Origin of the sequence: Pseudoduganella rivuli (genome assembly GCF_009674485.1) — a bacterium.
In the GTDB taxonomy this organism is placed as follows: domain Bacteria; phylum Pseudomonadota; class Gammaproteobacteria; order Burkholderiales; family Burkholderiaceae_D; genus Rugamonas; species Rugamonas rivuli_B.
In genome coordinates this window covers 172,164-183,862 of sequence record NZ_WKJJ01000010.1, presented here as the reverse complement: position 1 = coordinate 183,862, position 11,699 = coordinate 172,164, and the positions used below count along the sequence as shown (strand labels likewise).

Genomic DNA, 11,699 nt, shown 5'->3' with positions numbered 1-11,699 from the left:
AAACAGGAAATGTGATAAATTGGCTTATCGCTCAACAGAGGCCTCTGCCAAGAGACTGACGCCATGCGCCGCCCCATCGTCATTGTTCCAGCCTGCACGCGTAGCAAAGGAGACCATCCCTCGCATACCGTACACACCAAGTACATCGATGCCGTTGTACAAGGGGCCGGGTGCATGCCGCTGATTGTGCCGGCGCTGGGCGGGCAGGCCGATCTCGATGCGGTGCTGTCCGTGGCCGATGGCGTGATGCTGACCGGCGCCACATCCAATGTCGACGCGGCGCTGTATGGCCAGCCGGTGCATGACCCGTCATTGCCGCTGGACCCCGCGCGCGACGCCACCACCTTGCCACTCTTACGCGCCGCCATCGAGCGGGGCATTCCCCTGCTCGGTATTTGCCGCGGCTTTCAGGAAATCAACGTTGCGCTGGGCGGCACCTTGCACCAAGCGGTGCACGACGTGCCCGGCATGATGGACCATCGCGACCGCCCCGGCGATCCGCTTGACGTCCAGTATGGCCCCGCTCACCGCGTGCTGCTGGCGGAAAACGGCTTGCTGGCGGGATTACTTGATGCGCGCGAGATCATGGTCAATTCACTGCATGGCCAGGGCGTCGACCAGCTGGCGCCAGGTTTAACGGTGGAAGCGGTGGCGGACGACGGCCTGGTCGAAGCGTACACCGTGCGCGATGCCGCCGCCTTCGCGCTGGCCGTGCAATGGCATCCGGAATGGCACGTCACCGGCAATGCCGTGTCGATGAAACTGTTCCATGCCTTCGGCCTTGCCTGCCACAGCTACCAGGAACGCATCCCTTAGGTACGCCGCTCTGAGTCTGCACACACTGGCTGCGCGGCCCGCAGTTCCCCTGTTCATTGGCCGCGTCCGATCAAGACATCAAGAGAGGTTGTTATGGCTATCCGGGAAAACTTCACGTACACCGACATGGATTTGTGGCTCAACGAAAACCGGGTCACGGAAATCGAATGCCTGGTGCCCGACCTGACCGGCGTTGCACGGGGCAAGATCCTGCCCCGCGTGAAATTCACACAGGAACGCGGCATGCGCATACCCGAGGCGGTACTGGGCATGACGGTCACGGGAAATTATCCGACCGATGACGTGGCGTATGACCGCGCCATTTCCAATACGGACCGCGACATGATTTTACGGGCCGATCCCACCACCATCACGATGGTGCCGTGGGCGGCGGATCCGACCGCGCAAGTAATCCACGACTGTTATTTCGCCGATGGCGCGCTGGTGGACTTCGCGCCCCGCACCGTGCTGCGGCGCGTGCTGAAACTGTATGCCGACAAAGGATGGCAACCGGTGGTGGCGCCGGAACTGGAGTTTTACCTGACGGCGAAAAACGCCGATCCGGACTTGCCGCTGAAGGCGCCGATCGGCCGCAGCGGCAGGGCGGAAACCAGCCGCCAGGTGTACAGCATCGACGCCGTCAATGAATTTGACCCGCTGTTCGAAGATATCTACGATTATTGCGACCTGATGGGGCTGGACGTGGATACCCTGATCCACGAAATCGGCGCGGGCCAGATGGAAATCAATTTCCTGCACGGCGAACCACTGAGCCTGGCGGACAAGGTGTTCTTCTTCAAGCGCACGTTGCGCGAAGCGGCGCTGAAGCACGACATGTATGCGACGTTCATGGCCAAGCCGATGGCGGGCGAGCCGGGATCGGCCATGCACGTGCACCAGAGTGTCACGGACATCAAGACCGGCAAGAATATTTTCAGTAACGACGACGGTTCGCCATCACAACTGTTCAAGCATTACATCGGCGGCCTGCAACGCTACATGCCGCCGGCGCTGGCGATTGTCGCGCCGTACGTGAATTCGTACCGCCGCCTGGTGCGGCACACGGCCGCACCCATCAACATCCAGTGGGGCGTGGACAACCGCACCGTGGGCTTCCGCGTGCCGGAGTCCGGCGTGCAGGACCGGCGCGTGGAAAACCGCATCATCGGCGCCGATGCGAATCCCTACCTGGCGCTGGCCGTCACCCTGGCGTGCGGTTACCTGGGCATGACGGAACAGCTGGAACCGACCCAGGCCACCACCGGCAGCGCCTATGAATTGCGCTATGAATTGCCGCAAAGCCTGTCGGAAGCGTTGTCCGCGCTGCGGCGCGAAGACAAGTTGCGTTTCGTGCTGGGCGACCGGTTCATCGACGTGTATGCCGCCATCAAGGACCTCGAGTACCAGGAATTCATGACGGTCATCAGCCCTTGGGAGCGGGAACACTTGCTGCTGCACGTGTGATGAAGGGGCGGTGTTCTTTCTTCTGGCTGCTGCGCTGCGCGATCAATCCGCACAGATACGTCCACACAAACATGGATGCCGCCTGTGCCGTCAGCTGCGCATGGTCATACGGCGGCGACACTTCCACGCAATCCATGCCGCACCAGTTCAAGTCCGCCAGTTCTTCCAGGATCGTCAGCACTTGCGGCGTCGTCAGACCGCCCGGTTCCGGCGTGCCGGTGCCCGGTGCAAAGGCCGGATCGAGGCAGTCGATATCGAGCGACAGGTAGACGGGAGGATTGCCCGCCTGCGCCATGCGGGCGCGGATTTCATCGAGCACGGGCGCCAGCTGCGCGGGACTGGCCAGCCCCCGCAATTCGCGGCCGGTGAATACGCGGCCACCCATGTCATTCACGTATTCGCGCGCATCCCGCTCGCCGGTGGAGCGGATGCCGATCTGGATCGCCGCCTGCGGGATCACCAGCCCTTCCTGGAACGCTTCATACACCCAGGTGCCATGGCCGGACGGCTCGCCGAAATGGTCGACCCACGTGTCGCAATGCGCATCGAAGTGGACCAGCGCCACCGGACGGCCATGCACCTGTTTCAACGCGCGCAGCAACGGCAGCGTGATGCTGTGGTCTCCGCCCAGCCATACCATGTGGCGGCTGCCGAACAATTCCACGGCTTGCGGCATGAGCGCGGCGCGCATGGCTTCCAGGCTGGTATTGGGCAAGGGCACGTCGCCCGCATCGGACAATAAACCGTGCGGCGTCGTATCGAAAAACGGGTGAATGGCTTCGCACAGCATTTGCGAGGCCAGGCGGATGGCTTGCGGGCCGAAGCGGGCGCCGGGCCGGTTGGTGACGGCGCCGTCAAAGGTGACGCCGGCAATGGCAAACGGCGTGCCGGCGGCGGAGGGATCGGCAAGCCGGGGGGCGTTCAGGTAAGTGCCGCTGGAGCGGTATGCGAATTCGTGGCTGGACATATCAGCTGCCTCCCACGCAAATGTATTGGATGACCTTGCGGGCTTGCAGTTCGACCTGGTTCATGATGGACCTTTCAGGGGGATTGGTCCGGCGATACTAGCGCCGTTCCGCCACCGCCAACAGGTCCACTGGCGAATAGTCGGTGGTGCCACTTGGCAAAGTGGTTCAGCCCAGCGCCTTCCGGATCACGGACGCCAGCACCTTGCCATACCGTTCGATCTTTTCCTCCGTCACGTAGGCATAGCCCACCAGCAGCCCCTTGCGCACGGGCGGCGCCAGGTAATACGTCGACAGGGCATTCACGGACAAACCGGCTTCCCGCGCCAGCGCGTGCAGCGCGACATCGTCAATCCGGTCGGGCAATTCCACCACCAGGTGCAGGCCGGATTCCTGGCTGCTGATGGTCGCCAGTCCGCCGGCGCGCTTGCCCAGGTGCTTTAACAAGGTGCGGCGCAGCAGTTCGCGCCGCGCGCCATAGATGTGCCGCAGTTTGCGCACGTGCGTGGTGAAATGGCCCAGCGCGATGAAGTCCGCCAGCGTGGCTTGCACCATCATCTGGCCGGGGCGCTGCAAGTCGTACAACGCGCTCTGGAAGGGCGCCACCAGCGAAGGCGGCGCCACCAGGTAGCCCACCTTGATGCCCGGGTACAGCACCTTGGAAAACGTACCCATGTAGACCACGCGGTTGCCGCCGTCGAGCCCCTGCAGCGAGGCGAGGGGGCGGCCGCTGTAGCGGAACTCGCTGTCGTAATCGTCTTCCAGGATCCACGCCTTCCTGCGGGCGGCCGCTTCCAGCAACGCGCGGCGCCGGGCCAGGCTCATGACGGCGCCCGTCGGATACTGGTGCGATGGCGTCACGTAAATCAGGCGCGGGACGGTGGCCAGGTCGTCCGCATCGAGCGCCATGCCATCTTCATCGACGGTGACCGGATGCAGGTGCAAATCGCGCGCCTGGAATACGCGGCGTGCGCCCCAGTAGCACGGGTCTTCCACCCACGCGGTATCGCCCGCGTCGGCCAGCAATTGCGCGCACAGGTCCAGCGATTGCTGGGTGCCGGATGTGATCAGCACCTGCTCCACCGACACGCTGACGGAACGCGACAGGCGCAGGTATTCCGTGACCGCCTGGCGCAGCGGCAGGTAGCCGCCGGATTGGCCATAGTCGAGCAAGTCGGCGCGGCCCTCGCGCCAGACGCGGTTTTGCAGGCGTTGCCACTGCTTGACGGGAAACGATGAAAAATCCGGATCGCCCGGCGCGAACGGCTGGATTTCATAGCGCGTGCCGGCGGCAAATTGCGTCAGTTCGGCGCCGCGGCGCGACAGCGCAGCGGCCTCGAACGGGCGCGGGGTGTCCCGGATGGCCGCCGCGGTATCGACTGCAACGGCTGTGCGGCGCGCGCCACGCTCGCCGCGTTGCCTGCGCGCCATTGCCTGCAAATCCGCGACGTAAGTGCCGCTTCCTGCTACGCTGAACACGTAGCCTTCGGCCGCCAGTTGCTCGAAAGCGGCAATCACGGTATTGCGCGCAATACCGAGGTCGCCGGCGAGGTCGCGGCTGGACGGCAGCTTGCTGCCGGCCGCCAGGCGCTGCAGGTAAATCGCTGCCTTGGCGGCTTCGTACAGGCGGCGCTGCCGTGGCAGGCGCGGATGAAAATCCGCTTGCGCCAGCGTGGCGGCCAGCATTTCCGAGACGGGGGTCATGAAAGTGGTTCTATCGATTTGTAAAAAGTGGCGCTCGTCATCATACCAAAACAGGCATATGATGGAACCAGCTTGGTTAATAATTAACATCAGATCGGCCATCCCATGCGGCATCCCATCGTCCTCGTTCCCTCCTGCAGCCACCAGATTGGCCCGCACCCGTATTACGCCGCGCAGCACAAGTACGTCGATGCGGTGGCGAAGGGCGCCGCCTGCACGCCGGTCATCGTGCCGGCGCTGGGCGGATTAGCGGGCGATGCCCGCCAACCCGCCTGGGGCACATCGGATAACCGTCACTCCTGTCAGAGCGACTTCATGACCAACATCGCCGCGCTGCTGGACATGGCGGATGGCGTCATGCTGACCGGATCGCCGTCGAATGTGCATGCCAGCCTGTATGGGCAGGACGTGCGCGATCCCGCGCTGCCGCAAGACCGCGCCCGCGACGCCACCACGCTGCCACTGATCCGCGCGGCGCTGCAGCGCGGCTTGCCGCTGCTGGCGATTTGCCGTGGCTTCCAGGAAGTCAACGTGGCGCTGGGCGGCACCCTGCACCAGGCCGTGCATGACGTGCCGGGCATGAACGATCACCGCGAAAACAAGGACGCGCCGCTGGAGCAGCAGTACGCGCCGGCCCACAAGGTCGCATTGCAGGCCGGAGGGCTGCTGGAACGGTTGCTGGACGTGCGCGACATCATGGTCAATTCGCTGCACGGGCAGGGCATCGCCCGACTGGCGCCAGGCTTGCAGGTGGAAGCCGTGGCCGGCGATGGACTGGTGGAAGCGTTCTCTGTCGCCGGTGCGCCGTTCGCGCTGGCCGTGCAATGGCACCCGGAATGGCAAGTCGCCGATAACCCTGTCTCGATGCGGCTGTTCACCGCCTTTGGCGATGCCTGCCGCGCACAGCGCGACCGTATCCCTTAGTGCCTCTCTCAGCCCATGCCGTCCCGGCCATGGTGGCCGGGGCCTTCACTTTGAGAGAACATGATGACGATACGAGAAAACTTTACCTATACCGATATGGATGCGTGGCTCAATGAAAACCGGGTCACGGAAATCGAATGTTTGGTGCCCGACTTGACGGGCGTTGCGCGCGGCAAGATCCTGCCGCGCGGGAAATTCACGCAAGACCGCGGCATGCGCATACCCGAAGCCGTGCTGGGCATGACTGTGACGGGCAATTACCCGACCGAAGACGATGCCTACGACCGCGCCATTTCTTCGACGGACCGCGACATGGTGTTGCGGGCCGATCCCACCACCATCACGATGGTGCCGTGGGCGAACGATCCCACGGCGCAAGTGATCCATGACTGTTATTTTGCCGACGGCAAGCTGGTGGACTTCGCGCCCCGCACCGTGCTGCGGCGCGTGCTGAAACTGTATGCCGATAAAGGCTGGAAGCCCGTGGTGGCGCCGGAACTGGAGTTTTACCTGACGGCGAAAAACGCTGACCCGGACTTGCCGCTGAAGGCGCCGATCGGCCGCAGCGGCAGGGCGGAAACCAGCCGCCAGGTGTACAGCATCGACGCCGTCAATGAATTCGACCCGCTGTTCGAAGATATCTACGATTACTGCGACCTGATGGGACTGGACGTGGATACGCTGATCCACGAAATCGGCGCGGGCCAGATGGAAATCAACTTCCTGCACGGCGAACCACTGAGCCTGGCGGACAAGGTGTTCTTCTTCAAGCGCACGTTGCGCGAGGCGGCGCTGAAGCACGACATGTATGCGACGTTCATGGCCAAGCCGATGGCGGGCGAACCGGGATCGGCCATGCACGTGCACCAGAGCGTGGTCGATGCGAATACAGGCAAGAACATTTTCAGCAATGACGACGGTTCGCCGTCGACGCTGTTCAAGCATTACATCGGTGGCCTGCAACGCTACATGCCGCCGGCGCTGGCGATTGTCGCGCCGTACGTGAATTCGTACCGCCGCCTGGTGCGGCACACGGCCGCACCCATCAACATCCAGTGGGGCGTGGACAACCGCACCGTGGGCTTCCGCGTGCCGGAATCCGGCGTGCAGGACCGGCGCGTGGAAAACCGCATCATCGGCGCCGATGCCAATCCCTACCTGGCGCTGGCCGTCACCCTGGCGTGCGGTTATCTCGGCATGACGGAACAGCTGGAACCGAATGCCGTCACGACCGGCAGCGCCTATGAGCAGCGCTATGAATTGCCGCAAAGCCTGTCCGAGGCACTGGCGGCACTGCGGCGCGAAGACAAGTTGCGGCACGTGCTGGGCGACCGCTTCATCGACGTCTATGCCGCCATCAAGGACCTGGAGTACCAGGAATTCATGACTGTGATCAGCCCGTGGGAGCGCGAGCACCTGCTGCTGCATGTATAAGGAGGACGCCATGACGATGCACGATACCCATACCTTGCGCGAACTCGACCATGCGCACTATCTGCACCCGTTCACCGACCACAAGGCGCTGGGAGAAAAAGGCGTGCGCGTGATGGTGCGCGGCGAAGGGATTTACCTGTGGGATTCCGAAGGCAACAAGGTGCTGGACGGCATGTCCGGCCTGTGGTGCGTGGCGATCGGTTATGGCCGCCCGACGATGACGAAAGCCATCAGCGAGCAAATCGATACGCTGCCGTTCTATAACAGCTTCTTCAACACCACCACGGTGCCGGCCATCAACCTGGCGCACCGCTTGTCGCAACTGGCGCCGCCCGGATTCCAGCACGTGTTTTTCACGGGTTCCGGTTCGGAAGCCAACGACACCAATGTGCGCATGGTGCGCCGCTACTGGGATTTGCTGGGCTACCCGGACCGCCATGTCATCATCAGCCGCAACAATGCGTACCACGGCAGCACCATGGCGGGCGCGTCGCTGGGCGGCATGAGCGGCATGCACGAGCAGGGCGGCTTGCCGATTCCCGGCATCGTCCACATCGGCCAGCCGAACTACTGCGAATCCGGCGTCGGCATGACGCGCGATGAATTCGGCGTCAAGGCCGCGTCGTGGCTGGAAGAGAAAATCCTCGACGTGGGAGCGGACAAGGTCGCGGCCTTCATTGCCGAACCGGTGCAGGGCGCGGGCGGCGTGGTGATTCCGCCCGATACCTACTGGCCTGAAATCCGCCGCATTTGCGACAAATATGGCATCTTGCTGATTGCCGATGAAGTGATTACCGGCTTTGGCCGGCTGGGACGCTGGTTCGCGTCGGAACCGTACAAGCCCGACCTGATCACGTTTGCCAAGGGCGTCACGTCCGGTTACATCCCGCTGGGCGGTGTGCTGGTGTCGGACCGCGTGGCCGATGTACTGATCAGGCAGGGCGGGGAATTCAATCACGGCTTCACGTATTCCGGCCACCCCGTCGCGTGCGCGGCGGCGCTGGAAAACCTGCGTATCATCGAATCGGAAAACCTGGTGGGCAGGGTGGCAGGGGAAACGGGCGCCTACCTGAAGCAGCAATTCACCGCGCTGGCCGACCACCCGCTGGTGGGCGTGGCGGAAACCTGCGGCTTCGTGGCGGGCCTGAACCTGGTGAAGCGCAAGGCGGAAAACGTGCATTACCAGGTGGCGTTCGATCCTGCGCTGGCGGTGGGCATGGTGTGCCGCGCGCACATGTTCAACAACGGCGTCATCATGCGCGCCGTGGGCGACCGCATGATCATCGCGCCGCCATTGGTGATGACGCATGCGCAGATCGATGAAATGGCGGGATTGATCCGCCACGCGCTGGACTTGACGCTGGCCGAAGTCAAACAGCGCGGCTGGCTGTGAATCGCAAGGAGAGAACATGGCAAACCATACAACCGGCGCCACGTGGCACGACCGCGCCGCAACCCTGAACATCGACGGCCGCGCCTTCATCGGCGGCCAGCGCGTCTGGTCGCGCAACGAACAGCGCTTCGATAAAGTGTCGCCCATCGATGGCCGCAAACTGGCCGACGTGGCGCGCTGCGGCGATGCGGACGTGGATGCGGCAGTGGCGGCCGCCCGCGCCGCCTTTGAAGACGGGCGCTGGGCCAACGTCGCGCCGGCGCAGCGCAAGCGCACGCTGATCCGCTTTGCCGACCTGATGGTGCAGCACCAGGAAGAACTGGCGCTGCTGGAAACGCTCGACATGGGCAAGCCGATCAAATACAGCCAGAGCGTGGACGTGGCGCTGGCCGCCAATTGCGTACGCTGGTATGGCGAAGCGATCGACAAGATTTACGATGAAATCGCCCCCACGGCCAGCAATTCGCTGGCGCTGGTGACGCGCGAACCGGTCGGCGTGGTGGGCGCCATCATTCCGTGGAATTATCCGATGCTGATGGCGGCATGGAAGATCGGTCCGGCGCTGGCGGCGGGCAACAGCGTGGTGCTGAAGCCGTCGGAAAAAGCGCCGCTGACGTCGATGCGGCTGGCCGAACTGGCGCTGGAAGCCGGCATTCCGCCCGGCGTGTTCAACGTGGTGCCGGGCTATGGCAACGAGGCGGGCAGCGCGCTGGCCTTGCACATGGACGTCGATACCATCGGCTTTACGGGCTCCACCCGCACGGGCAAGCTGATCATGCAAATGGCGGGGCAGTCGAACCTGAAGCGGGCGTGGACGGAATTGGGCGGCAAGTCCGCCAATATCGTGTGCGCAGATTGTCCGGACCTCGATGCGGCGGTATCCGCCGCCATCGGTTCGATTTACTTCAACCAGGGTGAAAGCTGCAATGCGCCATCGCGCCTGTTTATCGAAGAAAGCATCCGCGATCAATTTATCGAGAAGGCATTGCAGCTGATCCCCGCGCACATGCCGGGCGACCCGCTCGATCCGGCCACTGAAATGGGGGCGCTGGTCGATGACCTTCAGATGAACACGGTGCTGGGCTATATCGAATCGGGAAAGGCGGAAGGGGCGCGCCTGCTGGCGGGCGGTGAACGCGTACGTCTCGAGACAGGGGGCTATTACGTGGCGCCGACCTTGTTCGACCAGGTGAAGCAGGACATGCGCATCGCGCAGGAAGAAATCTTCGGGCCGGTGCTGTCCGTGCTGACGTTCACCGACGTGCATGACGCCGTGCGCCAGGCCAATGCGACGCCATATGGCTTGCATGCGGCCGTGTGGACTGCAAACCTGGGCAAGGCGATCCAGGTGTCCCGTGCGCTGCGGGCCGGCACCGTGCACGTAAACCAGTATGACGGCGACGACATCACGGTGCCGTTTGGCGGCTACAAGCAGTCAGGCAATGGCCGCGACAAGTCGCTGCATGCGTTCGACAAGTACACGGAATTGAAGACGACCTGGATCCAGGTCGGATAAGCAGGCAACCCGGCGGACTTGCCCGGGCCGGGATCCTGAAATGCGTAGGGCGGTTCGCCGTGCGAGCCGCCATGTTTGCATCAGAAGCAGTGTTCCACCGCCGGGAAGCTGCCATCCTTCACTGCCGTCACATACGCGGTGACCGCGGCGCCGATGCTGGCCTGGCCTTCCATGAAGTTGCGCACGAAGCGCGCTTTGCGGCCCGGGAACACGCCCAGCGCATCGTGCATGACCAGCACCTGGCCGGAGCAATCCGGACCCGCGCCAATGCCGATGGTCGGCATCGACAGCAATTCCGTGACTTCCTTGCCCAGCGAACTCGGAATGGCTTCCAGCACCACCATCGCGGCGCCCGCGGCCTGCAATTTCAACGCGTCGGACTTCAGCAAGTCCGCGCTTTCCGTGGTCTTGCCCTGCACCTTGTAGCCGCCCAACTGGTGCACGGATTGCGGCGTCAGGCCCAGGTGGGCGCAGACGGGAATCGAGCGCTCCGTCAGGAAGCGCACGGTATCGGCCAGCCAGGCGCCGCCTTCGATTTTCACCATGTGCGCGCCGGCCTGCATCAGTTTGACGGCATTGGTGAAGGCGTCTTCTTTGGTGGCGTAGGTGCCGAACGGCATATCGGCCAATACCAGCGCCGATTTGTTGCCGCGTGCGACCGCGCGCGTGTGGTAAGCGATTTCGTCCAGCGTGACGGGCAGGGTGGAATCGAGGCCATTGCAGACCATGCCCAGCGAGTCGCCAATCAGCAGCACTTCCACGCCGCAGTTGTCCATCAGCGAAGCGAAGCTGGCGTCATAGCACGTCATCATGGCGATCTTGTCGCCGGCGGCGCGGCGCGCATTCAGCGCTGGCACCGTCACGGCTTTGCTGGCGACCGGTTTTGCCGGAGCAGGCGTGGTGTTTGCGGCCGGGGCAGGGGTGCTGGCGGCCATTTCATTTCCTTGCAAATAACCAGACATGGTGTTCCTCGAATAATTATCGCGGCGATACGCTGCGGACCGCGTATTCTAACTCTGAACGATCATTCTTTTCCGAACAGGGTCTCGAAGTTTCTTTGAGGAAATTAGCTGCGGAAGATGAAATACACGGCGCCGATCAGGCACAGGCCGGCCCAAATGTAGTCCAGCTTGAATGGCTGGCCCATGTAAATCATGGCAAACGGCACGAACACGGCCAGCGTAATGGCTTCCTGCATGATCTTCAGCTGGGCCAGGCTGAACTGCGTGTAGCCGATGCGGTTGGCGGGTACTTGCAGCAGGTATTCAAACAGCGCGATGCCCCAGCTGACGATGGCGGCGATATACCACGCCTTGGTGTTCAGGCTTTTCAAATGGCCATACCAGGCCACGGTCATGAAAATGTTGGACAGGATCAGCAGGCCGGCGGTTTGCAGGAGGACGGGGATGTTCATGGGGAGGTATCTGGAGGATGTATCGAAAAAGGAGACAATCGTCTCCTTTTCAGACACACCCGGCAAAGA

The 11,699-nt window shown here is 63.1% G+C and carries 10 protein-coding genes; 6 read left to right on the top strand and 4 right to left on the bottom strand.

The window, feature by feature from the left end; translation table 11 throughout:
• Positions 1-63: 63 nt before the first annotated feature.
• Complete coding sequence (locus tag GJ700_RS17315) at positions 64-816, top strand: gamma-glutamyl-gamma-aminobutyrate hydrolase family protein (RefSeq protein ID WP_154376070.1); 753 nt, start codon at positions 64-66, stop codon at positions 814-816.
• A gap of 93 nt (positions 817-909) precedes the next feature.
• Entirely contained in the window at positions 910-2,280 is a 1,371-nt protein-coding gene (locus GJ700_RS17310; protein ID WP_154376068.1) for a glutamine synthetase family protein, read from the top strand.
• Here GJ700_RS17310 and speB read toward each other — a convergent pair.
• Together speB and pdxR are read right to left on the bottom strand one after the other, a co-directional pair.
• Positions 2,240-3,247: an agmatinase gene (speB, locus tag GJ700_RS17305; protein ID WP_154376066.1), complete on the bottom strand. Its 1,008-nt coding sequence runs from the start codon at positions 3,245-3,247 to the stop codon at positions 2,240-2,242. The genes GJ700_RS17310 and speB overlap by 41 nt on opposite strands.
• A gap of 166 nt (positions 3,248-3,413) precedes the next feature.
• On the bottom strand, positions 3,414-4,949 hold the full coding sequence (gene pdxR / locus GJ700_RS17300; protein WP_154376064.1) for a MocR-like pyridoxine biosynthesis transcription factor PdxR: 1,536 nt from the start codon (positions 4,947-4,949) through the stop codon (positions 3,414-3,416).
• Between the two features lie 105 nt (positions 4,950-5,054).
• Here pdxR and GJ700_RS17295 point away from each other — a divergent pair, with 105 nt between their 5' ends.
• The 4 genes from GJ700_RS17295 (at position 5,055) to GJ700_RS17280 (ending at position 10,216) form a co-directional block, all read left to right on the top strand.
• On the top strand, positions 5,055-5,873 hold the full coding sequence (locus GJ700_RS17295; RefSeq protein WP_154376062.1) for a gamma-glutamyl-gamma-aminobutyrate hydrolase family protein: 819 nt from the start codon (positions 5,055-5,057) through the stop codon (positions 5,871-5,873).
• Between the two features lie 63 nt (positions 5,874-5,936).
• Positions 5,937-7,307: a glutamine synthetase family protein gene (locus tag GJ700_RS17290; protein WP_154376283.1), complete on the top strand. Its 1,371-nt coding sequence runs from the start codon at positions 5,937-5,939 to the stop codon at positions 7,305-7,307.
• A gap of 10 nt (positions 7,308-7,317) precedes the next feature.
• Positions 7,318-8,700 (top strand): aspartate aminotransferase family protein, encoded by a 1,383-nt coding sequence (locus GJ700_RS17285; RefSeq protein WP_229507062.1) that lies wholly within the window; start codon positions 7,318-7,320, stop codon positions 8,698-8,700.
• A gap of 16 nt (positions 8,701-8,716) precedes the next feature.
• Entirely contained in the window at positions 8,717-10,216 is a 1,500-nt protein-coding gene (locus GJ700_RS17280) for an aldehyde dehydrogenase (protein WP_154376058.1), read from the top strand.
• An 80-nt stretch (positions 10,217-10,296) separates the two neighbouring features.
• Here the strand turns inward: GJ700_RS17280 and panB are convergent, their stop codons facing one another.
• Both panB and GJ700_RS17270 read right to left on the bottom strand, forming a co-directional pair.
• On the bottom strand, positions 10,297-11,178 hold the full coding sequence (gene panB / locus GJ700_RS17275) for a 3-methyl-2-oxobutanoate hydroxymethyltransferase (RefSeq protein ID WP_195763919.1): 882 nt from the start codon (positions 11,176-11,178) through the stop codon (positions 10,297-10,299).
• A 104-nt stretch (positions 11,179-11,282) separates the two neighbouring features.
• Positions 11,283-11,630 carry a DMT family protein gene (locus GJ700_RS17270; protein ID WP_154376054.1) on the bottom strand — a complete coding sequence of 116 codons (348 nt, stop codon included), beginning with the start codon at positions 11,628-11,630 and terminating at the stop codon, positions 11,283-11,285.
• Positions 11,631-11,699 lie beyond the last annotated feature (69 nt).

Excerpts from the sequence above, each read along its gene's own strand:
- speB (WP_154376066.1), bottom strand. The coding sequence starts at position 3,247 with ATGTCCAGCCACGAATTCGCATACCGCTCCAGCGGCACTTACCTGAAC.
- GJ700_RS17315 (WP_154376070.1), top strand. The coding sequence starts at position 64 with ATGCGCCGCCCCATCGTCATTGTTCCAGCCTGCACGCGTAGCAAAGGA.
- GJ700_RS17280 (WP_154376058.1), top strand. The coding sequence starts at position 8,717 with ATGGCAAACCATACAACCGGCGCCACGTGGCACGACCGCGCCGCAACC.
- GJ700_RS17270 (WP_154376054.1), bottom strand. The coding sequence starts at position 11,630 with ATGAACATCCCCGTCCTCCTGCAAACCGCCGGCCTGCTGATCCTGTCC.
- GJ700_RS17285 (WP_229507062.1), top strand. The coding sequence starts at position 7,318 with ATGACGATGCACGATACCCATACCTTGCGCGAACTCGACCATGCGCAC.
- GJ700_RS17290 (WP_154376283.1), top strand. The coding sequence starts at position 5,937 with ATGACGATACGAGAAAACTTTACCTATACCGATATGGATGCGTGGCTC.
- panB (WP_195763919.1), bottom strand. The coding sequence starts at position 11,178 with ATGTCTGGTTATTTGCAAGGAAATGAAATGGCCGCCAGCACCCCTGCC.
- GJ700_RS17310 (WP_154376068.1), top strand. The coding sequence starts at position 910 with ATGGCTATCCGGGAAAACTTCACGTACACCGACATGGATTTGTGGCTC.
- pdxR (WP_154376064.1), bottom strand. The coding sequence starts at position 4,949 with ATGACCCCCGTCTCGGAAATGCTGGCCGCCACGCTGGCGCAAGCGGAT.
- GJ700_RS17295 (WP_154376062.1), top strand. The coding sequence starts at position 5,055 with ATGCGGCATCCCATCGTCCTCGTTCCCTCCTGCAGCCACCAGATTGGC.